General features: G+C 49.2%; 34 protein-coding genes. 33 read left to right on the forward strand and 1 reads right to left on the reverse strand.

Annotation, left to right across the window (positions count from 1 at the left end):
- Positions 1-8 precede the first annotated feature (8 nt).
- The 33 genes from ACYVAM_RS00440 to ACYVAM_RS00600 all read left to right on the forward strand — a co-directional run bounded on the left by ACYVAM_RS00440 (position 9) and on the right by ACYVAM_RS00600 (position 22,179).
- A complete protein-coding gene (locus tag ACYVAM_RS00440; RefSeq protein ID WP_461062811.1) occupies positions 9-434 on the forward strand; it encodes a hypothetical protein in 426 nt (141 codons plus the stop codon).
- A 65-nt stretch (positions 435-499) separates the two neighbouring features.
- Entirely contained in the window at positions 500-640 is a 141-nt protein-coding gene (locus tag ACYVAM_RS00445) for a hypothetical protein (RefSeq protein ID WP_461062813.1), read from the forward strand.
- Positions 633-3,464 carry a BT4734/BF3469 family protein gene (locus ACYVAM_RS00450; protein WP_461062815.1) on the forward strand — a complete coding sequence of 944 codons (2,832 nt, stop codon included), beginning with the start codon at positions 633-635 and terminating at the stop codon, positions 3,462-3,464. Before ACYVAM_RS00445 ends, ACYVAM_RS00450 begins: the two co-directional genes overlap by 8 nt.
- A gap of 265 nt (positions 3,465-3,729) precedes the next feature.
- Entirely contained in the window at positions 3,730-4,005 is a 276-nt protein-coding gene (locus ACYVAM_RS00455; protein WP_461062817.1) for a hypothetical protein, read from the forward strand.
- Positions 4,006-4,041: 36 nt separating this feature from the next.
- Positions 4,042-4,473 carry a DUF3127 domain-containing protein gene (locus ACYVAM_RS00460; RefSeq protein WP_461062819.1) on the forward strand — a complete coding sequence of 144 codons (432 nt, stop codon included), beginning with the start codon at positions 4,042-4,044 and terminating at the stop codon, positions 4,471-4,473.
- A 2-nt stretch (positions 4,474-4,475) separates the two neighbouring features.
- Positions 4,476-4,904, forward strand: coding sequence for a hypothetical protein (locus tag ACYVAM_RS00465; protein ID WP_461062821.1), 429 nt, complete (start codon positions 4,476-4,478; stop codon positions 4,902-4,904).
- Positions 4,901-5,236, forward strand: coding sequence for a hypothetical protein (locus tag ACYVAM_RS00470; RefSeq protein WP_461062822.1), 336 nt, complete (start codon positions 4,901-4,903; stop codon positions 5,234-5,236). The genes ACYVAM_RS00465 and ACYVAM_RS00470 overlap by 4 nt, the downstream gene beginning before the upstream one ends.
- A gap of 141 nt (positions 5,237-5,377) precedes the next feature.
- The gene (locus ACYVAM_RS00475) at positions 5,378-5,848 is read left to right on the forward strand and encodes a hypothetical protein (protein WP_461062824.1); all 471 of its coding nucleotides are present in this window, start codon (positions 5,378-5,380) and stop codon (positions 5,846-5,848) included.
- A gap of 213 nt (positions 5,849-6,061) precedes the next feature.
- On the forward strand, positions 6,062-6,643 hold the full coding sequence (locus tag ACYVAM_RS00480) for a hypothetical protein (protein ID WP_461062826.1): 582 nt from the start codon (positions 6,062-6,064) through the stop codon (positions 6,641-6,643).
- 6 nt (positions 6,644-6,649) lie between these two features.
- Positions 6,650-8,062 (forward strand): hypothetical protein, encoded by a 1,413-nt coding sequence (locus tag ACYVAM_RS00485; RefSeq protein WP_461062828.1) that lies wholly within the window; start codon positions 6,650-6,652, stop codon positions 8,060-8,062.
- Between the two features lie 38 nt (positions 8,063-8,100).
- Entirely contained in the window at positions 8,101-8,550 is a 450-nt protein-coding gene (locus ACYVAM_RS00490; protein WP_461062830.1) for a hypothetical protein, read from the forward strand.
- A 1-nt stretch (position 8,551) separates the two neighbouring features.
- Positions 8,552-8,938: a DUF1353 domain-containing protein gene (locus tag ACYVAM_RS00495; protein WP_461062832.1), complete on the forward strand. Its 387-nt coding sequence runs from the start codon at positions 8,552-8,554 to the stop codon at positions 8,936-8,938.
- Positions 8,939-8,942: 4 nt separating this feature from the next.
- Positions 8,943-9,275, forward strand: a complete 333-nt coding sequence (locus tag ACYVAM_RS00500) for a hypothetical protein (protein WP_461062834.1) — start codon at positions 8,943-8,945, stop codon at positions 9,273-9,275.
- Position 9,276: 1 nt separating this feature from the next.
- Positions 9,277-9,489 (forward strand): hypothetical protein, encoded by a 213-nt coding sequence (locus ACYVAM_RS00505; protein ID WP_461062836.1) that lies wholly within the window; start codon positions 9,277-9,279, stop codon positions 9,487-9,489.
- 15 nt (positions 9,490-9,504) lie between these two features.
- On the forward strand, positions 9,505-9,999 hold the full coding sequence (locus ACYVAM_RS00510; RefSeq protein ID WP_461062838.1) for a hypothetical protein: 495 nt from the start codon (positions 9,505-9,507) through the stop codon (positions 9,997-9,999).
- Between the two features lie 2 nt (positions 10,000-10,001).
- Complete coding sequence (locus ACYVAM_RS00515; protein ID WP_461062840.1) at positions 10,002-10,727, forward strand: hypothetical protein; 726 nt, start codon at positions 10,002-10,004, stop codon at positions 10,725-10,727.
- Between the two features lie 107 nt (positions 10,728-10,834).
- On the forward strand, positions 10,835-11,677 hold the full coding sequence (locus ACYVAM_RS00520) for a S49 family peptidase (protein WP_461062842.1): 843 nt from the start codon (positions 10,835-10,837) through the stop codon (positions 11,675-11,677).
- A gap of 4 nt (positions 11,678-11,681) precedes the next feature.
- Positions 11,682-12,182 carry a hypothetical protein gene (locus tag ACYVAM_RS00525; RefSeq protein ID WP_461062844.1) on the forward strand — a complete coding sequence of 167 codons (501 nt, stop codon included), beginning with the start codon at positions 11,682-11,684 and terminating at the stop codon, positions 12,180-12,182.
- 69 nt (positions 12,183-12,251) lie between these two features.
- Positions 12,252-13,253, forward strand: a complete 1,002-nt coding sequence (locus tag ACYVAM_RS00530) for a hypothetical protein (protein ID WP_461062846.1) — start codon at positions 12,252-12,254, stop codon at positions 13,251-13,253.
- Positions 13,254-13,330: 77 nt separating this feature from the next.
- Entirely contained in the window at positions 13,331-14,002 is a 672-nt protein-coding gene (locus ACYVAM_RS00535) for a hypothetical protein (protein ID WP_461062848.1), read from the forward strand.
- A 62-nt stretch (positions 14,003-14,064) separates the two neighbouring features.
- Positions 14,065-14,262 (forward strand): hypothetical protein, encoded by a 198-nt coding sequence (locus ACYVAM_RS00540; RefSeq protein ID WP_461062850.1) that lies wholly within the window; start codon positions 14,065-14,067, stop codon positions 14,260-14,262.
- A 2-nt stretch (positions 14,263-14,264) separates the two neighbouring features.
- Positions 14,265-14,651: a hypothetical protein gene (locus ACYVAM_RS00545; RefSeq protein WP_461062852.1), complete on the forward strand. Its 387-nt coding sequence runs from the start codon at positions 14,265-14,267 to the stop codon at positions 14,649-14,651.
- Positions 14,652-14,847: 196 nt separating this feature from the next.
- Positions 14,848-15,081 (forward strand): hypothetical protein, encoded by a 234-nt coding sequence (locus ACYVAM_RS00550; protein ID WP_461062854.1) that lies wholly within the window; start codon positions 14,848-14,850, stop codon positions 15,079-15,081.
- A 162-nt stretch (positions 15,082-15,243) separates the two neighbouring features.
- The gene (locus ACYVAM_RS00555; protein WP_461062856.1) at positions 15,244-16,155 is read left to right on the forward strand and encodes a hypothetical protein; all 912 of its coding nucleotides are present in this window, start codon (positions 15,244-15,246) and stop codon (positions 16,153-16,155) included.
- Positions 16,156-16,233: 78 nt separating this feature from the next.
- Positions 16,234-16,887: a hypothetical protein gene (locus ACYVAM_RS00560; RefSeq protein ID WP_461062858.1), complete on the forward strand. Its 654-nt coding sequence runs from the start codon at positions 16,234-16,236 to the stop codon at positions 16,885-16,887.
- Positions 16,888-16,906: 19 nt separating this feature from the next.
- Positions 16,907-17,527, forward strand: a complete 621-nt coding sequence (locus ACYVAM_RS00565; protein WP_461062860.1) for a ParB N-terminal domain-containing protein — start codon at positions 16,907-16,909, stop codon at positions 17,525-17,527.
- On the forward strand, positions 17,506-18,249 hold the full coding sequence (locus ACYVAM_RS00570; protein WP_461062862.1) for a GREB1-related protein: 744 nt from the start codon (positions 17,506-17,508) through the stop codon (positions 18,247-18,249). The genes ACYVAM_RS00565 and ACYVAM_RS00570 overlap by 22 nt, the downstream gene beginning before the upstream one ends.
- A gap of 1 nt (position 18,250) precedes the next feature.
- Positions 18,251-18,445 carry a DUF2158 domain-containing protein gene (locus tag ACYVAM_RS00575; protein ID WP_461062864.1) on the forward strand — a complete coding sequence of 65 codons (195 nt, stop codon included), beginning with the start codon at positions 18,251-18,253 and terminating at the stop codon, positions 18,443-18,445.
- A gap of 84 nt (positions 18,446-18,529) precedes the next feature.
- Positions 18,530-19,411, forward strand: a complete 882-nt coding sequence (locus ACYVAM_RS00580; protein WP_461062866.1) for a hypothetical protein — start codon at positions 18,530-18,532, stop codon at positions 19,409-19,411.
- Positions 19,412-19,514: 103 nt separating this feature from the next.
- Complete coding sequence (locus tag ACYVAM_RS00585) at positions 19,515-20,198, forward strand: hypothetical protein (protein ID WP_461062868.1); 684 nt, start codon at positions 19,515-19,517, stop codon at positions 20,196-20,198.
- A gap of 46 nt (positions 20,199-20,244) precedes the next feature.
- Positions 20,245-21,036, forward strand: a complete 792-nt coding sequence (locus ACYVAM_RS00590) for an N-6 DNA methylase (protein ID WP_461062870.1) — start codon at positions 20,245-20,247, stop codon at positions 21,034-21,036.
- A gap of 262 nt (positions 21,037-21,298) precedes the next feature.
- A complete protein-coding gene (locus ACYVAM_RS00595; protein ID WP_461062872.1) occupies positions 21,299-21,505 on the forward strand; it encodes a hypothetical protein in 207 nt (68 codons plus the stop codon).
- A gap of 101 nt (positions 21,506-21,606) precedes the next feature.
- Positions 21,607-22,179, forward strand: a complete 573-nt coding sequence (locus tag ACYVAM_RS00600) for an AAA family ATPase (RefSeq protein WP_461062874.1) — start codon at positions 21,607-21,609, stop codon at positions 22,177-22,179.
- A gap of 63 nt (positions 22,180-22,242) precedes the next feature.
- Here the strand turns inward: ACYVAM_RS00600 and ACYVAM_RS00605 are convergent, their stop codons facing one another.
- A complete protein-coding gene (locus ACYVAM_RS00605; protein ID WP_461062876.1) occupies positions 22,243-23,292 on the reverse strand; it encodes a DUF4062 domain-containing protein in 1,050 nt (349 codons plus the stop codon).
- Between the last annotated feature and the right edge of the window lie 52 nt (positions 23,293-23,344).

A 23,344-nucleotide genomic window follows, 5' to 3' on the forward strand; every position in this document is an offset into this window, starting at 1 on the left:
ATACAAGGATGTTCAAACTATTTAGTGTTTACAAGCCCACTGTTCGCCCAGTAATGCCCTTACTGAACAATTTTCAGCCCTTCGTCATTGCCATGCCCGCTGGCCTGCATCCGCTACTTAAGCGTCGAATCTTTTCTGCTCTGCTCTGTGATCTGTGGGGAAACAAGCCAACCTACACTCTAAGTGCTCAAGAGCTTAGTGATCTGGATTCATGGATGAACAATTATTCTCCAGAGGAAGCCCATACGCTGGTTGAAGGGCATAATGTGGTAATCGGTGGACGTGAGCTGAGTCTATTGAAACGCTTCTTGATGACTGAGTTGAAGCTGGCTCGTGTCGGAAACAATGCCTGTTACTGGCAGATGCTGGCTGAACTACAGCTGTCAATTGTCCAGCCAACTCACCTGGTGAAACTGTCCTTTTGCCGCGAATAACATTGCTCCAGCTTTGGAATCGCGTCGGTCGATCGGCCGACGCGCCACTCTCATCCATCTTTTTTATGATGTCTTTTTTGTCCCGACTTTTTGGGGGCTTACTGTTCTGGCTGCTGTATCTGGCCGTGATTATTTGCCCTGAGGCTATCGAATCGATTTACAGTAGCCTGGTCTCCAACCCTAATGACCGTTACGACAATGAGTGACAACCGTACCGACGGGCCGCGCCTGAGTACCTACCTGTTTAGCTTTTTCAAAGGCGGCATCAAGATCAAGAAGCCAACCCACACCGTGACCCTGGCGGATGTCGTGGCCATGATCAGTGGCCCAACCTACGAGATGGCCACTCGTGAACTGCGCAACTTTGAACCCGATATTCAGAAGTTGATCAAAGGCGATCTGGATTACGTAACGTTTTCGGGTTCGTTCTCACCTACTCGCCTGGTGGCGAATCTGAAACAGCATTCGGGGCTGATCTGCCTGGACTTTGATAAAGTTGCCAATATGTTCGAAACCCGGCTCCAGCTGCAAGCCGATCCGCACACGTTGCTGCTCTTTACCTCACCCACTGGCACCGGGCTGAAAATGGTTGTTGACGTACCTGGCTTAGCTGACGAGCCGGAACGCCACAAAGGTTTCTTTGCTGATATCGCCATTTACATTCGGCAAACATATGGCCTGGATGTTGACGCCAGTGGCTCTGACGTAAGCCGGGCTTGCTTTCTACCTCATGATGGTCAGGCTTTCGTCAATGAGCAGGCGGAGAGCTATATGTACAGGGGTCTTGCTCTGGAGGAACACCAACAGGCCAAGAAGCCCAAAACCGAACACCAGATTGTAAAAGATGCTGATGACGTATACAGGCACGTTCTGGTCGTAGTCGAGCGAATTGAAGCCGCAAAAGTCAACATTACCGATGATGAGTACCACAACAACGTGGCTCATACAGGTTGGCTGATGCTCGCTTTTTGTATGAGCACCCTGGGCGAAAATGGCCGGGATCTCTTTCACCGGATTAGCCAGATCAGCGAGAAATACGATTCGGCCAAAACCGACGAGAAGTTCAATGAGGCCGTCGCCAAATGCCGGTTCACCACTCCCTGGAAATTCTTTGACATTGCAAAACAGCACGGCATCGATGTATCAAAACCTGGTTCAAAAAAGAAGGAGAAACCGGCAAAAGAGGAGATTATTAAAACGGATGATGCCCCAACTGTCGGCCAAGATGATCAGGACAATGGTCAGGTGGCAGTCGAAAAGGCCAAGCCGAAAGAAAAGAAGGAGTACGTTTTTGAAACTGTAGATTACCGGGATTATGGTATCTGGATTTGGGGTACCAAAAACTGGATTTGCGTCGCTGAGAATTTTCAGATTTTCGTTAAGTATTGTACTGAAGACGAGAATGAGGAAAAGACCTGGATTCTGGAAGTGGTGGTGCGTGGCCGGAAAGAGCCGATTTACATCGAAATCACCCACGATGAGTTTTGCTCCGCGACCAAGCTCAAAAACAAGCTGGCCAGCCACCGGCTGGCGCTGAAGCTGACCGACGCCTACCTGGGCGAATTGTGGCAACATCTGTTCAAGATGAATTTCCCGCAGGCTCAGAAGGTAACCCGGCTGGGGTATCATACCGACTCGGGTGTTTTCTTCTTCGCCAACAAAGCGGTGAATGGGCAAGTGTTGGAACCGGATGAGTTTGGCATTGTGACCGCGAAAATGGCCGATGGTACCGAACTATGTCTGTCGATGCCAGTGGTCAAAAAGAAGCGTCAACACCTGTTTACATTGAAGCCAGGCGACATGACCTTCAATATCTGGTTTTCGCACCTGGTTCAAATCCACAAGTACGACAATGCAATTATACCGGCTTGCTTCTACCTCATGTCGCTTTTTCGTGACCTGATCGTGAAGCACACCAGCGCCAGCCCAATCCTGTATCTGAAGGGTGGTGCATCGTCGGGTAAATCATCGCTCGTGCGATCGCTCTGCCGATTATTCAGCCTTCATGAAGCGGTGGCCAACCTCAAGTCCAAAAATACCGAAGCCGGGCTGGTTCGGGTCATGTCACAGGCCAGCAACAGCCTGATCTGGATGGACGAGTACAATAATGAGTTTCCATTCGAAGGGCTGTTGCAATCGGCTTACGATGACAATGGCTACATCAAAGCGGACGAGAACAGTTCGAGCGGAGTCGATACGGTCGATATCTACAGCGCCCTGGCCCTAACAAGTAACTATATTCCGGAGAATCCGATCTTCTTTTCCCGCTGTGTATTCGTGCCCATTGTGGAGCAACAGAAGACCGACGATCAGGTCGAAGCCTTCGCCCGGTTTCGGGATGTGGAGCAGGATGGGCTCAGCTGCGTAACGCTCGAAATGCTGGCTCACCGGCCCCTAATTGCCCAGGGCGTCAAACAGGCTTATGATGACCTATATAATGCCCTGAAAGAAGCCGTTCGGCACGACAAGCCGGTAGAACGCCTAATATCAAATATGGCGCGGGTACTGTGCATTCCGTACATCCTTCAGGTATTCGGCAAGATTCAGCTGCAATTTGAGGTAGAAGGCGATGACGATGTTTTGGAACGGTTTGTCGAGATCGGCAGCAAGGCCATCCTACGCCAACACCAGGTGCAGTCGGAGAAAACCGCACTGTCTGAATTCTTCGAACTAATGCAGAATCAGTACGAGCAGGGCGGCATTCAGGAGGACGTGCATTTCCGGTTTGAAGGAGACATGGTTTTCCTACGCTTTCCTTCGCTTTATACAATTTATGCCCAACGCTACCGGCAAACGTTTTGGAAGGCTCCAGCTGACCGTGATACGCTCAAACAGGAGATGATTGCCTTTGAAGGCGCGAACGACCCCGACAAGTTTTTCAAAAACATCCGCTTCATGCCCGGCGAAGGCGACGACGCCAACGGCCACAAACGCTCGGTATCGGGCTCATGCGCAATGACTTATAGCAAGCTCTCTGATGCATTGGGGATTGATTGGAAAGGGCGACGACTAGAGAAGGCAGAACGCTAATCAAAAAAAAAGAGGAAAAACAGTACCACGCTACCACAGAGAGGGCAAAGGGTGTAGTAAGTAATTAAGTAATAAATAGTTGAGTGTAATAAATCTGTGGTAGAGCTGTGGTAAACGTGTGGTAAAGCGGTGGTAGTGTGGTTTTTGTAATAATGGCTACCACAAAAATACCACAGAGAAGGCCCCTCAATTCTCTAAAAGTCAATCAGTTAACTTTTTGTGGTGGTGTGGTAGAAATACGCGGCCCAATTTTTCAGAAAAAACGATGGAAAATAAAGAGACAACTGTGGTGCAAACCAAAATAGTGCAAATCAACGACCGACCATCGGGCGTGTTCCGCTGGCAGAAATACGTGGATGGAAACGGTCAGTTGTGGATTGTTACCTGCCTGTTCGGTCACTTTCCCAGTGGTCGATACGGGGCCAACGTCGAGTTGCTGAATGTCGATAGTGAAGGCACTGTCGATGTGACCAGAGCAGAACTCGACGAGTGGATTCGGAAGGGTACACTGAAGCGGGTCGATACCCCCATTATTCTGTGAGTTCAATTTTTAATCATCTTATATTTTTCAATTCCAATGGCTAACGAATTAACAGTAACCGGCAAATTTTTGGGGGCAAAAGCAACCGAATCTTTAGGGCAAAATAATTTTCTCGTTCGTAAATTGTACGTCGATTTAACCGACAATCCGGACTACCCAAATACGCCTGAATTTCAATTGACAGGTGATAAAGTTAACCTGGTCGATAATTTGGTAAAGGGCCAAATGATTCAGGTAAAGTTTCGGCTTGATGGTCGGAAAGTGACTAGCCGGGAAGGTAAAGATATGGTGATCACCAACCTTAGAGTTTACAAAATTGATGTGGTCACCACGCAATCGGCAGCTGTGGCGGCTCCCCAGGCTCAGGCACTGGCCCGGCAAACACCAGCTCCTGCCCCCGCAATGTCTGGCCCAGGGCAATACTTGAATCAACAAGCTGAAGCTGGTTCAGATGATTTGCCCTTTTAGGTATGCCGATTAATCGGAAGAAGTACCACCCAAAGTGGACTCTGATCAGCTATTTGATCAGGGTCCATAGGGCCAAAAACCATTGTGAGGTTTGCGGCATCAAAAACTACCGGGTAGGCTATTGGGAAAAGGGCACCTGGTACGATCCGGAGAATGCCGAACCACCCGAGTTCGACAACTTCAAGGAGGCCAAAGCCTGGGCCGAAGCCTATAATGATGAAATAGGCGAGTTGTACGATCCGGCCACTCGGAAAGTGTGGATGATCATTTTAACGACGGCTCACCTCGATCATAATGTGCAGAATAATCGGTTTTGGAATCTCAGGGCCAAATGCCAGTACTGCCACCTGACGCACGACAGAAAGGATAATGCTATCCGACGGATTTACGGGCCAACCGGCCGTCACCATAACCAATTAAGACTTTTATGACGCTTAAAGAAAAAGACCACGTAGTAAACTATCTGCTGACCCAGATGACGTATATCATGCTGGCCGAATCGCCCATCAAAGACGCGTTGAACAAGGCAGCAGAGAAGCACGAAGCCAGGCTCAGAGCTATGTTCACGAAAGAAGAACTGGAGCCGATCCAGGTCATGCGGAATGCCCTAGCGAACCTGGCAAAAAAACTGGTTAACTGCGAAAGCGTTGAAGACCTCCAGCACTGTCATTCTTACATCGAAGCGCTTCTGACTGGCGAGGTATTAATTGCTGTTGAAGATAAAGCGGGCGGGGAAGTGGTTGGCTACGAGTCAAATCGCTAGTCCTATCAGGTTGATGAATCCAATCGGACTTTTGTAAACGTAACGCCCCTGGTGGAACAGGGGCGTTATAAAGTCTTACTGGAAGGGTACGCGGTGTATTAAGAAGACATTAAAGATAGGTTATTTACCCATTTCGACAAAATGTTAAAAACACGTATACCCGTTAGAGAACCCCATGTACGCCAATTTGTTATTGCACGCTATGGCAATAACACCACCGTCATTGATTTGACGAAAAAGTCAATGCTGGGTGTACTGGCCGAACTTGCCTGCGAGAAGGTTGGGTTTCGGCATGTACTGCCTAAAGCAGAGATTGAAGAAGCAATCTCGATTACGCTTCATTATCCTGACTCGTTAAAGAATCACTTCATTCATCCGGGTAAGCTCGATCTGGTCGCGAAGTTGCTGAACTACCTCTTTAGCCAAGCATTCCTGGAGTGCATGGAAACAAGCCTAATGCTGGGCATCTCCGATTATGAAGCCGTGAGCACATTCATGGAACGGTACGGTATTACCGAAGACATGGTATCAGCTGACACACTCCGCAAGAAATGGCGCGATCACCAGCGTTACATGAATAAAAAGACGACGGCCTTGCTCCAGGCTGCCTGACGTGGCCCGGCTTAAAAAATTTGAAAATAAAGTTGGGGCGGTTATTCACCTGTTTTAGGGGGGTATTCACCAATTTTTACTAGTTGTTCACTCGTCCGTAGACTTCTTCACGCTTAAAACCTAGCTCCATTTATCAGAAAGGCCCTTTTCATTGAGAAAGTGGGCCTTTTTTGCGTCCTACCATTTGGCAGGGTAAAGCATTTGTTTTGCCCCATGACTCCAACAGACCGGACCCCTGCTATTCCTGCACTACCGAACCAGGCCGGTCAAGCGAACGTGCCGGGACTTCGTAAGCTTTGGCTGATCGAAACCCGGTATGTTCGGGAGCTAATCGACCCGCGCACCCAGTCGGGCGCACTCGCTGGCTGGAACCTGAATGAAACGGGGGTACAGCTGCACGAAGATGCGGTCATTCAACTGCTGAAATTTCCATCCGATCGGGGCGACTACAAACAGTCGTCTGCGGTCTCAGTCCAGGGCGTTGTGTATGCACAGTCCATCGCGCTCCGGGTACCCAACGATCACCCGGCCACGGCGCTGATAGTGCAGCGCATGACGGGTCGAAAGTTTGTGGCCATCATTCAGGATGCCAACGGGCAGCGGAAACTAATCGGCACCCCCAAGCAGCCCCTGCGGTTTCTGGCGCAGCATGCGGCCTCGCCCAATGGGTACGCCTTCAGCTGGGTGTGCGAGACCCGCCAGCCCGCTTATTTCTTTACCGATAATGGCCTGCTCGATACGCTGGGTGCTGATGCGGATTTCTCCTACGGATTCTCTTACGATTTTTTCTCATAACGATTTATGGCAGCGGACGGAACGTCGATCAAGAATGATATCGACAATGATTTAGCGAACAAAGGGTACCGGGGCGTTCGCGTGATCAGCGTAATTACGGCTCTCAAACGGGTGGTGGATTGGGTGACGGGGGCGGTCAATGGCAACTTATCGACCTGGCTCCGGGTAGGCGACAACCAGCCAGGCGGGGCCAACACCGACAGCGTTTATCACATTGGCAAGATGATCGTGGGAGCCACGGCTGATGATCAATCCGGGGCGCTCCTGCAAACACCCAGTGCCAACATTATCACACTCAACGGCCTGCCCGCGGGTCGTTTGCAGGGCATCACATCCGTGGCTGAGACGAACCTGCCACAGTACCGGTATTACCCATTTGGGGAGTTAGCCGCTCCCACGGGTGGCACCTTCGATTTTTTGCGGGTGGAGATGGTGTGTAAAACCTGGGATTCGAGCTCTGGAGAACCGCAGGTTATCAATGCGTATTTTACCAACCGGGGTGGTTTTACCCATTACTACACGGTCATGGGGGGAGCGATCGGCGCGGGCCTGGTGGCCGTTCGGCACACGGACAACCGAATTCTGTTTTATGCTTACGCCGACAATGGGTTTAAGGTAGTTTCGGTCAAGGTGGTGGATATGGCACAGGCTACCATTTACCCAACGTTTTTAGCTCCACTGAGTGCCATACCGGCCGGCATGACGGTGGTGTTCAATTCGACCCAGCCGCACCTTTACTTGCCCAAAATGGAGTTGGGCAAATCCTTTTCGTCTTTCCCCCTCTCGAACTCAGATGGGGTTTACCCGGCCCCAATCGCCACGCCAGGCATGGCAAAGCTGAGCGTAGGCGCTAATTATACAGGCGGGGGGTCTGATGTATCCCTAATGAATGCCAATACGGTTGGGGGCGGCTTTTCGTGGTGGCAGCAACTGACGGCCACCACCAAGCGTTTCCTGGGCTCTTTGGATAATACGGGCTTGTTAGTAGTCAATGCGATCAAATTACCCGCCAACATTTTAGCCAAAAAAATTGCCCTGTACGACAACGGAGGGGCCAATGGTAATGACCACCAGTTCTATGGGTTTGGCGTTCTGGCCAGCACCTTAAAATACCAGGTGAGCAGTGCTTCCGACCGCCACGCATTTTATGCCGGGCAAGACCCGGTATCCAGTAAGCACCTGATGAGTATCAAAGGGGATGGCACCACTGGCATCGGCACCGAAGCCCCTTCGGCAACGCTACACCTTAAAGGAGCCACCGGCCACCAGCAGTTTAGGCTGGAAGCGAGTTACGTGCCAACCGGGCCAACTGATCCGAACGGCACATTCGGGACTATCTGTTGGGGTGAAGACTACATATACTGGAAAACCTCGGAGAATCCCCACCGCTGGCGACGGGCGGCTTCTTCGGGCTGGTAATCTCGTTCACTCAATCTCAACCTCTTAACTACTTACCAATGGATACGATTAAAGCCCAAATATCAGCGGAGCCGGTCAGTCAGTTTCCGCGCCGAGCCATACTTGAGAATTTTGTCATTACGCACGATCTCAACATGAAGCTTCAAATTCGGGTCGTTACGCTCGATGGCGAAAGCGGACAACCGATTACGGAGAAGATTTTGACTGACGAAGCGATCACCAGCGAACAGCGAAAGTTTTTGCTGGAGCGTTATGCCGATCAGATCATTACCCGTCTGACAGATGGAGCCTTTGTCGATGCAGTGGGTCTTGTAGTGGAAGCAAACACGGTGGGGGCAATCTCCCAACGGGATTATTTTCAAGCCGTTACGCTGGGCGACCTGAAAAAGAAAGGACTTTCCATTACGGATAAAACGCCAATAGCGAGCCTGATTTACGCGCTTATTCAGGGCGACATAGCCAACATTGACAACCGGGGAGGTCTATAGGATGAATCGTCAACTAATCGTTGTCCGCTACAAGGAAGAAGATCCCGTAAAATCCGATCGGTGGGTATTGGTCAACTCAGTCACCTTCCATACGGAAGCGGGCAAAGTGACTGTGCCCAAAGGCTACACCACTGACTTTGCGTCGGTACCGATGGTATTATGGGGGTTTTTCCCCCCTATTGGGCGTCATAATCGGGCCACGATTCTCCACGACTGGTGGTACGACAACCGGCTGTTTGAAGAAACGCTGGGAGCCAAAGAAGCCAGACGACTGGCTGATCGAGAACTGTACGCTCGTCTAAAGGAAGTGGAGCCACGCAAGCCAATTCGCAATTATTGTATGTACCTGGCCTGCCGAACCTTCGGTAAGTCATGGTGGGATAACTAAACCGATGACACAGCAAGATTTAACCCCGCCGGTGGACCGGATCAAGATCAGTCGGCGGGAGCATTTCAGCCGGGCGTATGAGATGCTCCAGGATGAAAAGACGCCCCAGGACCTGGCGGGCTACGCCTTTCGCGCGGAACTGTCTGGAGCAAAGGGCCTCGTGTTTACCCTGACCGAATCGGCGGGCATCTCCCGGCCCAACGCCAACACGGTAGTCGTTAACCTGAACACCATTCAGATGGGTGAACTGTCGGTGGGTAGCTACTTCATGCTGTTAACGGGCGACCGGCTCGGGGAGCGGGAAGCCTTTGTCAAACTAGACATTCAGGTCGAATAGTATGAACATCATCAAAGTATTACGGCCCACGGTTACGCCCGTCAAGCTGATTCGGCAGACGGGCGTAACCGTTCAACTGATTCGCTCGTCAGACAAGCCGGTTCGACTCGTGAACGAAGGAGGGGTCACCAATTTAGGAGGTGCCACCGATGCGTCCCAAATCACAATACAGACACATTTGCGCACCTATTACAACTTACAAAAACAACTTTAAACGCAGAGTAAGACCATGTTAGAACAGGAAATTAAGGATTTTATCGACAGCGTAGTTGTCGATTACAAGTACCTCATTGGGCAGATTGGCAACCTGGGCAGCCTACCCGCTGACGTGACCAAGACCAGCGTGGTGGCCGCGCTGATCTCGCTGAACAACAAGATTGCCAATGCGGCTGGTATCAATGATGCAGTCACAGCAACGGGTTCAACCTGGTCTTCGACCAAGATTTCAAGCAGCATCAGTACCGCTATTAATGCGCTGGTTGATGGAGCACCGGCTGCGCTGGACACCTTGAAAGAGCTGGCCACCCAGTTGAATGCGGATAAGACCGTATTGGATTCGGTGGTAACAGCCCTGGCTAAGCGGGTCAGTGTATCTGCGGTGCAATCATTCACGGCAGATGAGAAGAAGCAGGCTCGTGAAAACATCGATGCGGTGAGTACAGCTCAGCTGGGCAATCCGTCGTTTGACTTTGCTGCTTACTACGCTCAACAGAAAGCTGCTTAACGATGGCCTGGTACGATCAGTTAATCACGGATATAAAGGCCGGAATAGCAGCGGTGGCCGCAGACGTGAAAACGATCACGCCACGGCTTTTACCCACTGGCGGCACCGATGGGCAGGTGCTGACCAGGGATGGCACCACCGCTACTAAATGGGCCACACCCGCTGCCAGTGGAGGTAATGTCAGCATCCCATTGACGTATCCGGATTCAATTAATGGGGTATTGCAGGGTACCGACCGGTTGATCGATCTAACCACCAGCGGGGGTATGCAACAAAAACAGGGCTACTTTCATCAGATCGTAGCCGAGCGCGCGCACGTCGTGGGTGGGATCACGTTCAACGTTTTCCGAACCGGAAGTATCTACAACCCAGTGGCCTTTTCCAATGCGGTCGCCATTTTCGATAAGACGGGCGCTGTGCTGGCTAAAGCAGAAGCCGGATCATTGTACATGGGCAGTACTGGCTGGAAGAAAGCCTACTTTGCTTCGTCGATCACCCTGGTTGCCGGTGAGCGTTACGTGATCGGTATTCTGGCCACTGGCGATGGGGTGCCTGGCTTCGTGGCTGCTGGTGGGAACGGTCATTACAACATGAGCACGCCCGCAGCTTTACCCCGATGCTTTCTAAAAACCAACGTGACGACCTTCAACAGCGCCGTTACCTTCGACACCAGCGTAACGGCTAATAACGATGCCCGCGTGTTTTTGGGCATGATCCCGCCCGCCTAAACCCATGATCCGGGTAAGCCTCCAGTATTCTGGAGGCTTTTTTTTGTCCTACTAACTGGCGTTTGTGCGGGGGATGTTTGTAGCATCTTATTCCCTACGAACCCAGAATGAACGGTTTATCTTTTGCAGGACAATGGTACATCGAGCCAGGCTATGCCCAACGCATGGCCGATTTGATTCGGCCCCGACTCGAAGCCGGCAAAGACCCCATCCCGACCAATCTGCTCACCCAAAAACCAGCCATCTCAGCTGGGCTTACTGACTCGTATGAACAGCGGGTCGCTAACTATTTCCGCCTGCCCAATGGGGTGGCGGTCTTACCCATTGATGGGGCCATGAGCCGGAACGGTGAACTCTGCTCGTACGGCAACGAAACCATTATGGGCTGGCTGGATATCGTTGGTCGTGACCCCCAGAGCATTGCCACGGTGCTGAAAACTAATTCGCCCGGTGGTACGGTCGACAGCACACGATCCTTTGCCGAAGCGGTCAAGAATCATGGTAAACCGATCGTCGGCTGGACGCCCTTCGCGGCTTCGGCGGCCTATTATGTCCTGAGCCAGTGCACCGAAATTATGGTGGAAGATCAACTGGTGGGCGGTGTAGGCTCCATCGGTGTACTGATGGTGCTGGCGGATCAATCGGCCGCTCTGGAGAAGCAGGGCATCAAAGTTCAAATTATCCGGGCAGACGGGAGCCACGACAAAGCGCTCGTCAACGGCGTGGAGCCGATTTCGGACGAAACGATGGCTGAACTACAGGCAACTCTTAATGCCTGTCGGTCGGAGTTCGTGGGCTACGTTCGGCGGGGTCGGGCGGGCAAGATCACCTCCAGTGAGGTATTCTCCGGCAAAATGTACAATGCTACCGAAGCGGTTAAGCTGGGCCTGGCTGACCGCAAGGGTTCGTTCCAACAGGCCATTCAGCGCGCAGTGCAACTTTCTAAATAACCAAATGTTAAAACCAACCCAAACATTGGCGGCCGTAGTGGCTGGCCTGTTTCCGACGAGCGAGAAAGCTATTTCGGAAAAACTCACCCAGGAGGAGTTCGATGCGTTTGCCAGCGAAACGCAGGAAGCCCAGAACCGACTCGATGCCCAGGCCCAGGGTAACCAGGCCGTGGCGAATGATCTAGCGCAAGCGAACGCTAATCTGGCGATTGCCCAGGCGGCATTGACCACAGCCCAAACGGAACTGGCAACTGCCAACACGTCGCTGGCCACGGCCAATGAGACGATTACGACCCTGACGCCCAAAGCCGCGAACTGGGATGCCCACAAAGCGGCTCTGAATCAATCGAACCTGTCGGACGACTCAACCAACACCAACGGGAAAGGCAAAACCACACCGGGCCTAAGTGCGAAGGACCAGGCCGGTCTGGATGAAAAACAGCGTCTGGCCGCTACCTATCCCGGCTTAATGGCTGGTCTGGGTATTGAGGTGCCAGCCGAATAAACGACCTGACCCACCAAGCTAAAGCAAATTTCATCATTCACTTTTTTTCATTTCTAACTGTATCCCGAAGTGGCATCAACTTCAATTGACCTAACCAAATTAGCCGACAAACTCAAGGAGAATGTCGCTGATTACGCCAAAATTTTCCTCCTGAAGCAGTCGAATGGCTTCAATGTGAAGAAAGACCGGTTGTTTACCGGCTTTCAGGTCCGCGACCAGGTACCCCTTATCCGGGCCTCCAGTGAACCAATGCTGCAACCTGGTCGCAAGGGTGGTACCCCTAACTTTAAAGGGGGCGTAGCGTTGACCAACCGTTGGGCAAAACTATTACCGTTTCAGGCCAACCTGAAACTGGATGAAGTATTGCTTTACGCCTGGAGCAAAACGTACCTGGCTAAGCGCAAGCCAACCGATTCGAGCGATATCTATTCCTTCGAAGCCATGAACTGGTTTATGGAGCAGGTATTTGCCCAGATTGGTAAAGATGTGAACGGGGCGATTTACAAGGGGGTGCATGATCCAGAGGGCGTTAGTCACATCAACATCACGGACGGGCTGGACCTATTGTTCGATCAGGGGATTGCCACCAGTGGTGCGGGTGCGGTGGGTGATATTCCAACCAGCAACATCATTACCTCGGCGGGCACGATCAATGCGGGCAATATCCTGAGCGAGTTGCAGAAATTGGGCATGGCCTTCTTCACGGCACTCGACGAACCCCTCGAAGAGAGCGGTATTCTGGCGCTCGACCCGATGCACATCGTCTATATTACCCAGGCTCTGGATGCTCAGGTATCGAACAACTCGCAAATTGTCTACCGCGAGAATGGGGTGCTGAAACTGGCGATGTTGCCTAACGTGGTGATCGAGCCTCGTTCGTGGTTGAAAGGTACCAACAAACAACTGCTGACGCTGGAAGGCAACTTAGCGGTACTGGGACCCGAAGACACCACCGAGGATATCCCAAGCATCGAAGTCGAGAAAGCGGATCGGAACATCAAAATCTTTATTGATGGTGAGTTCGGTATCAACTACTGCGATGGCCGGGTGCTGTTCATGAACGATAAGTAAGACCCGGCTGGGTCATGTGTCGGGGCAAGGATGTTCACTTATTTACTTGTTGACTAACCATTCATTTTTTCAATTCCATGAAAAGTTTACGGATTATCGGTTCATTTCTTTTTGCCCTCGTGCTGGTTGCCAGCGTGGTGGCTCCAGCTGAAGTACAGGCCCTGGTGCCGCCCTCAGCGCACGACTTCTTCTTTGGCCCCCAGGGCATGACTCTGGCGAGTGCCGTTACCCTGACGGGTTTTTCTCGCCGGGCGCGGGGCGTAGACAACCTGGGTGGTATCGTAAAGATGATTTTATTCGCCGATGAAGATTTTACTACTGACTGGCCTTTAAAAAAGGATATCGTGGCTGGTGTTTTGTCGGTAGCCCCAACCCTCGGTGTAGGTGTAACGGGCGCGGTCCTGAAGTTTGATAACAACACAGCAAGGGTTAAATCCAGCCGCAAAGGCGATTTGGGCTATCAGAACGTGGACGTGGACGGTGAAGCTAAGTTCGCGGGTTACGAAGCCGCGCAAATGGCCGCCCTCGAAAAAACGTTGAACAACGGTGGTGTTGCCATCTGTATTTACAAAGATGGTACTCGTACTGTTTATGGGACGAGCTACGAGCCACTGATGTTTGAAGACTCAACCGATTCGGGGGCCAAAGCGGATGACAAGCTCCAGATCGACTTCAAATTCAAGGGTTCTGGGTACGCCTTCCACCCGCCTGTCCTGGCCTCAACGGTCGCTATCCCGCTGCCCGCTTAAGCGGGTATGCCACTGAACTAAACCGGGCCTCTCTCGAGTGAGAGGGGCCTTTTTTATAAACCATGACTAAACGCAAACGCAAAATGGTCTATCAGGTAAAACCCGAATGGTCGGGTAAAATCAAGCTTCAGACGCAGGAAAGCACTGTGGTGCTGGATGAAACGGCATCCCAGGAAACGCTGGAGAGCCTGCACAAATCGTCGGTGCTGGCGGGTCTTTATATCGAACTGGTGGATGCTGCATCTGCCCAAACTAAGTAATCATGGCACAAAAGCTGGACAGTAAAAAAATTGAGAACGCCCTGAAGAGCCTGGAGAATGCGGCCAAAGGTGCGGTACGGTCACTCAACGAGATGACCGATAACAGTTTCAAAGGATCGACGATGGAGGAAGATCCACTGAACTTTATGGCCCAGATTGTTCGCTTTCTGCAAAAAGCAAAGGATCAGGCAGCGAATGAAGCTCAGTATGAAGGGATGAGTACCGACGAGATCATTGAAGCCCAGGAGCAGGCCCGCGCGGCAGAACTGGAAGCGATTCAGACCAAATTCAACGAGAAGCTGGCTAAACGGAATGAGAAGCCTGAACCTGAAATAGTGGAAGAAACCACACCTGAAGGCAATCCAGATGATCAGGAGCCACAGAGTTAATCGAATGTCTGGTAACCAAAAAAGCCCTACCCGTCTTGAACAGGTAGGGCTTTTTCGTATGTTTGTGCCGCTAACTTACTATTGCTTAAAGACGACCAACCGGCCCATGCCTTAAGACATGGCCGGTTGGCACGTTGATGTGAGTTCAACACGGTCGTCTTTGGGCGTAAGTTAGCAGTGACCAACCGGCTTATATATGCCCATCCCTGCGCCCTCGCGGTTTACTGACCTTAAGGTTCACCTTCACTCCGCCGGCGTCGATGCGGTCCACCTTAATTTCGTGCTGGAGCATTATTTGGGTTTACCCGAAAACCTGCCTATTGATGCCTGGTATCTGGACCCCCACGAGGAACACCAGGCGTGGGACTTCCGGGAAGCCATCCGGACGTTTCAGCAAATGATCGTCGATAAACCCGAAACGGGTAATTAATAGTATTTACATTTACTACTAGAAAGGTAAACCTCTTAGTTTACTAAGATGCTATGCCATTATAGGTAAATAGCGTCATTTATCTACTTTACTTATTCTATCCACTTTTTCGCATTTCCGCAAGGATTTTTAAGGAGAATGCGTTAAATTAATGCTATGTTCATGAATACAGAAATACCCGATTTGATTGACGAAAATGACTTCCGTGTGCGCTTCGGAGGTGACTTGCACGAAATAGATTCTAATACTTTAGTAAACTATTTGCTCCATTTAAATACAATCATAACAGAAGTAAACAGGGAGCTTGAGCCTGAGCGTAAGATCAAAGTCAAAATAAAAGCATTAGAGAAAGGTAGCTTTGAGGTCTTGGTTCAGATTCAATCTATCATTGAACAAATCAAAGGCCTTTTTTCTGCGGATGACGCTGGCTACGTAGCCAACATCATTACAATTGTTTCTGGCCTTTATGCTCTTCGTTTATTTCTAAAAGGTAAAAAACCTGATGAGGTATCCAGGGATAAGCCTAATAATTCAGTTACAATTACTAATTCAGATGGCAACCAAGTAACCATAAATTATAACACTTATCATATTTACGAGTCCAACAAGCCAATCAATCAGGCGATTACAAAGCAATTTGAAACGCTAGATGCAGACCCCAATATTGAAAGCATCTCAATTACCAATAGAGATAATGTTGACTTGGTGAGCGTTAGCCATAATGAGTTTTCAGAAATAGCAACACCCAATGAGCAGCTGGAAACCCCAATCTCTCACGAAATAAGGGAAAAGGTTATCTTGAGCATTGTCAAGATATCTTTTGACCCTAAGCTTGTCTGCGATTTTATATACATGGGTATTAGAATTTCGGCATATATTAAAGATAAGGACTTTTATGAGCGCGTAGATCGAGGAGAAGCTTTCGCAAAAGGGGACGCCCTAGAAGCAAAACTCCAAGTCAACAAACAATTCGAACCAACGCTAAATACTGACGTAATAAAGAATTATGAAGTATTGCAAGTCATTAGACACATACCTAGAAACGATCCTGGTCAGTTGGTATTAGAACTCTAATTAAGGCTTTCATAGCGACTTTCAGCGACGATTAACACAGTCCTACCAGAACCGGCCCAGTGCCGGTTTTTTTGTGTCATGAATCTTCAGACGCAGATACGCCAGCAGCAGTCGAGTGTGCAAATGCTCGAAAAATTAGTCAAGGCCAGACGGGCTTCACAAGCCGAATTGGACCGGGCTAAAAGCCGACTCGCTGATTTGCAGGGGCATGAGAACTTCGTACCCCTTCCGGAGCGCGCGCAGCGAGTTGATCAGCCAGCCGCCCAACCTCCAAAGAATCTGCCCAGTGGCCCAACGTTGTCCGGAGACAATATCGCCCGCATGCAGGCTGACCTATCGAAAGAAGCCGACACTCTTAACCGGCAAATGGCCGGGCTGAGTAACCAGTTGCACCAGGTACCACAGAACGTACCCTGCCCTCATTTGACGAAGCCAATTCTGGCGCTGAAGGCGCAAATCGAAGCCATTTGGGACAAAAAACGCTACTTGGAGCGTAACCGTGCCCTACCGGCTGAGCCAACTCAGGAGCCAGACTATCTGCCCGACCTAGTGAGTGATGATGCGGGTAAGTTTGAACTGGCCCACGTCAAGCGGTCACTGATCGATAAGCGGTCAAAGCTGCGACGGAAGCTGACAGACCCCAAATCAAGACCGTCGAAGCGTCAGGAATGGGAAACGGATCTGGCTATCTGTGAACAGAAGATTCAGGAGATTGAATTCAAACTAAGTTAGCCGTGGCGACGAACGCAGCATGGAACAATTATCTTGGAGTACTCAACAGCGGAAGGTTGTTGATTTATTGCCTTATGAGTACAACCCTCGTAAGATGACGGCCCAGCAGAGCCGAAAGCTGCGCGAATCGCTGGAGAAGTTTGGCCTGGTCGAAATACCCGTCGTTAATGCTGACGGTATTTTACTCGCCGGTCACCAGCGGTGCAAAGCCATGATCCAGCTGGGCAAGGGTGATGACCTGGTGGACGTGCGCGTTCCGAACCGCCAATTGACCGATCAGGAGTTCAAGGAATATAACATTGCCTCCAATGCGATTAAGGGCGATTGGGTCGATGAGATTCTTCGTGAACACTTCGACGGGGTGGACCTGAACGATTTCGGCATTAGCCTTTCCGAAATGGAGGAATTACACGAGAAGGTGACCGCAAAGGAAGAAACGCCCGAAATGCCCATCGTGGCTAAATTTTCGGAGAAATATGATGCGTTCGTTATTGTCTGTGATAACGCCATCGACGCCAACCACCTGGCGGAACTGCTGAAGGTCGATGTGAGCCGCAGCTACAAAAGTGAACGGGTTGGGCGAACCAATGTGATCAGCGCTAAACAGTTCATCGACGCATGGAAAGCTGCAAAATCGTAATCCCCTCCCATAAACGCGCTACACGCGTTCGAACGACGTCGGTGGTAGCTAACGCTATTCTGTGCGTTTCGGAGAGTCAGGCGGCCCAGTACCGGCTCTGTAATCCCTTAGACGAGATTGTTACGCACCCGGATTGCGTGATTGGTCTTGCCGCTAAGCGGGATTGGATTATCCGGCACTTCGGCAACGTGTTCATGCTCGATGACGATATCGACACCATGCAGCGGGTATACACAGAACCAGGGGAGAAATCGCAGGTGGACCCGCTGACCGCCCACGATCTGATTCAGGCGGCCGCTGATGCCTGCCACCAGGCTGGAGCCTTTTTGTTTTCGTTTGCCCACGTACCGGCACCGGTGCTCTACAATCCGATGAAGCCAATTGATCTGGCCAGCTACCACACCGGCTGCGCGCATGGTGTGCTGGCGGGTAGCAAACTTTGGTACTCGCGGGAAATTATGGTCAACGAGGATTACTGGATTAGTTGCCTGAATGCTTACCAGAACCGGCTCAGCTGGAAGGACACCCGGTTTTACTTTCAGCAGAAAGACACGTTTGTGAATCCAGGTGGGTTATCCGAGTTCAGAAATGTTGAAGCCGAAGCGCAGGATTTTACCACCCTTCAGCGGGTTTTTGGTCAGGATGTTGTTACTTTGAAGAAAGCGAGTGAGAAGAGTAAGCTCAAACATCCATTTCAAAAAACCCTTAAACTGCCTTTTTAATATGACTAGTAATGAAAAGAAATTCAAGAAAGGCGATGTCGTCAAATTAAATTCTGGCGGATTACAAATGACTATAAGTCACTTTGTGGATACACTGAACAAGAATGATGGTGCAGCTAAATGCGTATACTTTGATGCGAGTGGAGTAGCTCATGAAATAACTGTGCATCTGGAAGCCATTATGAAAGTAGAATAGAATTTTTATTTATAGAAATGGCTACCCCTGAACCAGTTAGTTCAGGGGTATTTTGATGGCTCAATCATTATATCTCTAATATACATGCATTCTACCCTAGTGTATCTTGATCAAATACGTCACAATCTGAGGCACAACTCTTACGAAATAATACTTCAAAGCATTAAGGACCTTGATAAAAAATTTGCACCTACGGCATTGTTGAAAAAAGGCCACTTCATTGAAAGAGCTAGAATTAATCATACAGACAATCTATATACTAGAAAAGATGAAGTTGGCTATATAATTGATGAAGAAGTACTTAAGACAAGAGTATCATTTGGGAGAGCAAATAATGAGCATCAATCAATTTTCTATGGTGCTATCAGATCACCTGAAATTGATAAGCCACGTGCAGTAGCTTATTTTGAGACTACATCTAGGCTTGACGAGCTTTCTACACCAGGCCCTTTCAGAGAAGTATTTACTATTAGTCGATGGAGAATATTAGAAGATATAAAAGTTTTAGAGATGATTTATAGTGATGCCTATCTAGACAATAGCGAATATGTCCGTATGTCTTTAGAAAACCAAATACGCAACCAACAAGCTTTTATAGATTATTTTAAGCGAACACGGGGAGTTGATATAACCGACCACCTCGTTGAGCAAGGGAAATTCTTTAGCAATGAATTTGCAAGGAATGATATTGAAAGCCCTGAGGATTATAAAATATCAGCAGCATATTCTAATTATATTTGGCAAGAAACGGATTGCCTAGGGGTAACATACCCTAGCGTAAAAGCTAGATATATTGGGCAAAATGTAGCACTACTTCCTGATGCAGTGGATAAGTACTTGAAATTAGAAAGTGTATATCTATGCGTCTGTGAACGGCAATATTCAGAGGAACCAGTTGCTGAAGTTGTAAAAATGGCAATTGATTTAGGTAAAGATCAAAGTGATTTCAAATGGACAAATGCTTAATACACTTCTAAGATTTGATCTCAAAATTTATTAATTAAAACGCTTTTTATATCCGTTTTGCTGGGAGAATATACAGGGGATGTTCAACTCTAACAATCTCCAAATGGACGCTCTCACAGCAACCCCAAAATCGCGTAATTTAGACCGCTACAAAGCCGCCACCGGCAAAACCGAAAAAGAGTACCAGGAATGGGCTACCCAGGTGGGTAAGCAGATGCACATCAATACGCTCGACCGTATCATTTGCGCCAAACTCGGTATCTACACCGTCGCCCACCTTCCCCAGTTGCCCACCCGCATCCCCGAAATCATGTGGGATGAACAGCAGATCGATGAACACCTACTGGAGCATTCGGAAAACCCCTATGAACTGGCCCGGCTCTGGAAGACCTATCGTTCCGAAGCCCGCATGTACGTGTCTGTCGAGTCAGTACTGGCCGAATACCTGAACCCATTCCCAAAAGGTGATTTTGAGCGTTGGGGCGATGTCAACTGCCTGAGCGACGTGCACAAGTCATGGTTCAAAAAATCGGGCGTCAATCTGGATGTTCAGGTGGACGAAATCAACGAGGTAGCCCCGATCCGGATTACAATGGATGATGTTATCGCCTTCGTCCGGACTTGTAAGCCTGGCGCCTATAAATCGCCCATGCAGGAGATGCTGGAGCGCATCGAGGAGCGCTTCAAGGAGGTGACCACCTTCCGGATTAAAGATTATTACGCCGAGCACCTGATGCGATCGTCGATGCTGGTCCACTCCGCATCGACCGACGAAGTTCCTTTCTGATTCACCCGCCCCGCTCGATCTGAGCGGGGTTTTTCATTTTATCGATATGCCCAAGTCAACCGACGTGCCGCACGAGCTGCGGCCACTCAATAAGCTATTTTCTGAAAAAGATTACAAATGGGATTACAGCGACTCGTTCCGCGACTGGATCGACTTCCTGACCGAATCGTTTATGCCCGTCCGTCAGGGCATTTACGAGCAATTAAAGAAAAAACATAAAGACCTGGATTGGTTCGTCCGGATGACGCATGAGTGGGTCAGGCTCCAGGACAAAATGATTGTTGGCGACCGAGATTGGTACGATGCCCTGGGCACCTATTACGAAGTGCTGGCCAGCCAGGGCAAACGCCAGAGCATGGGTCAGTTCTTTACGCCCCCCTGCGTGGTGGACTTCATGAGTGCTATTCAGGGAGCCGACGAAAGCCTAACCGGCAAAGGCCAGCTAGTGAATGATCCCTGCTCGGGCAGTGGTCGCATGCTGCTGTCGTTCCACGCCAAAGCGCCCGGTAACTATCAGTTCGGTGCCGATCTGGATGCCATCTGCGCGAAAATGACGGCCTTGAATATGTGCATGCATGGCTGCGTTGGCCAGGCTGTTTGCATGGATTCGCTGAATCCGGACGACTGGCGATTCGGCTACCACATCAACCGCCGGCTAGGGTGTAGTGGTGGCCCCACGATTGAGCCAATGACGGGCAAGGAAGAGTGCCACAGCTGGAACCTCTGGCAGAAGGAAAAGGCCGAATGGGCCGAGAAAAAACAGAAAGAACCGGACCTACCCCCACCAACGCCCCGCATGGCAAAAGCGGCCAAAATGGGCCAAATGAGCCTTTTTTAAGCAGAAAAAAACGAAAAATAAATCAGAATTGACGAATTGTATATCCGTTCTGCTGGGAGAATATTACAGAGTAGTCAGCCAAACAAATCCCTGATTATCAAAGCAAAATGTTCACGTACCAGATCCATTTATTCGAGGGCCTCGTTAGCGCGACTGCCCTCGTCCAAGCCGCTTGTGAGAACACAGCGCTCCAGTCTTTTTCCAGCGAATTCCCCGGCTACCCGGTCGCTGCTATTCGTCTAACCCTAAACCTGCCCCTGTAATGTACATCCGCAAGCCCACGAAGTTCGAAAACCCTAAAATGACCAAAAAGAAAAATCTGCTGAAGATGGTCATGAAAGAAGCGCACCGGCTCTGGAAAAAGGGTATCTGGCTATTCTTCGGTGAATGTGTTCGGGATGCCTGGATGAACGTCCGGACGGGCCTGCGACGGAAGCAGATAAACGTGGCTCAGGTGAGCCTGTTCTAAAATGAGTGAAGGCCGCAGTTAGAGCTGCGGCCTTCGTGTCCAAAGCAAGGATGTTCAACTCTTAATCAGACAGCGACAAATGTACGCTAAAAATCGAAATCATGAGTAGATACGATATAAAGACCAAAAAAGGGTACGATTTCTTTGAAGTCTCCAGCGCCATGCAAAAGTGCATTCGCCGTGGTCACGAAGACCAGGCTATGTTCTGGGCCGTTGAACTGTACGACAGTGGTTTTTCTGAATATGTCTGGAAGCGCATGCGCATTATGAGTAGCGAAGATGTGGGTTTGGCTGAGCCAATGATGCCCGCCAACATCTGGGCGCTGTACCGAATGTTCCAGGAACAGGCTAAAAAGAAAGAGGATAAGAATGAGCCACAGCGATTGTTTATGACTCATGCTGTTCTGCTCCTGTGCCGAGCGCGCAAATCGCGCATGATCGACTGGAGCCTACTGTTTCACTGGCTCACGCACCCGTTCAAAAAGCTGGTCATACCTGATTTTGCCTACGACAAGCATAACGAGCGGGGTCGGATGCTAAAACGCAGTTGGGCGCATTTTTTCGACGAGGGCACCATCCTTCACCCACATCATGATGTCGAAGGCGAACGCGATATGCGGATGCAGGCCATGAAAGCCATCAGCAACCCATCGGGAGCCGGGTTGTTTGATTAAATATTTGATTAAAATTTTATTGTATGATGCTAAACGCCTAATGGTAATGATAGGAAGTCAGCATCATACAATAAAAATATCTGTCATTCTATCCTTTAGCGTATCTTTTATTTTATCTACGGTATCCGCTTTTAATTGAGTTCTAAATTTGAGAGCATATCTTTTACCAAGATCAGATAATCGATATTTATCTAAAGGTCTTGTATTACCCCTTAGATTGTAGGATAATTTTTCAAATAAGCCAACTTCAAGTAGTATTTCAATTAGTTTATATAATTTGTGGTTATGATCAACTTGAACTTTTCCTTGAGGACTAGTCAAATACCATAGAACAGTAAAACTCAATAAGTTAGGGTGGCTATTGTGAGGGTCAATACTAGATATACAATTCATAAAATCTCTTCTATATGATTGTTCTATCAAAGCAACATCAAAGGGTGTACTTGATAATAGCCTATTGACTTCCCTAAATTCAAGGCCATTAAATAAGTCCCCAGTATCTTTTTTATCTTGAGTCAAAAGTCTTAATTCTTTGTTCTCTTTTATCAAAATTGCTAATTGATTTGCTATTTCTGCTGAGTTCGTACCTTGGTCCCCAGGTATCCATCCTATCAAAGAGGTATTATCCTCTAAGGCCCTGATAGAATTAATTGTTAACAATTTTAATGCATCTACACTGTCCCATGACCTTGCATATTTAGATGTAACGTTATCCTTGAAATTTTTATAAGAAATTAGATTATCCATTTCGAAGACGCTATTTTTACCCTTAACATCAGCCTCTTTTTTATGTAAGTAAGAGTCCGAGGCCACAGCCACAATAATTTTTTTCTTTTTCTTCTTAGCGTATTCAAATTCTAAATGCGTATAGCTTTTCTTACTCTTCAGTTCGATGCTTCCATACCTACCACTTAGCAAAAGCAAAAATATATCTGAATCGTCAATCCATCTTTTTATAATATACATCTGATCTTCATTGGCACCAGCAAACAACTCCATTCCAGCTGGTATGTGTCCAGCTTGCAAAACTGCCTCAACAGCAGCTTGGCGCTCTTCTATCATATCAGTATAAGTAGATGAGACAAACACTTGTAGTTTTCTTCTTTGTGCCATGCATGGAATCAAGTTAAATGGTGCTCAATCTACTAAATCTGTCCTACCACAC

The sequence above is a fragment of the Spirosoma horti genome (assembly GCF_054776595.1).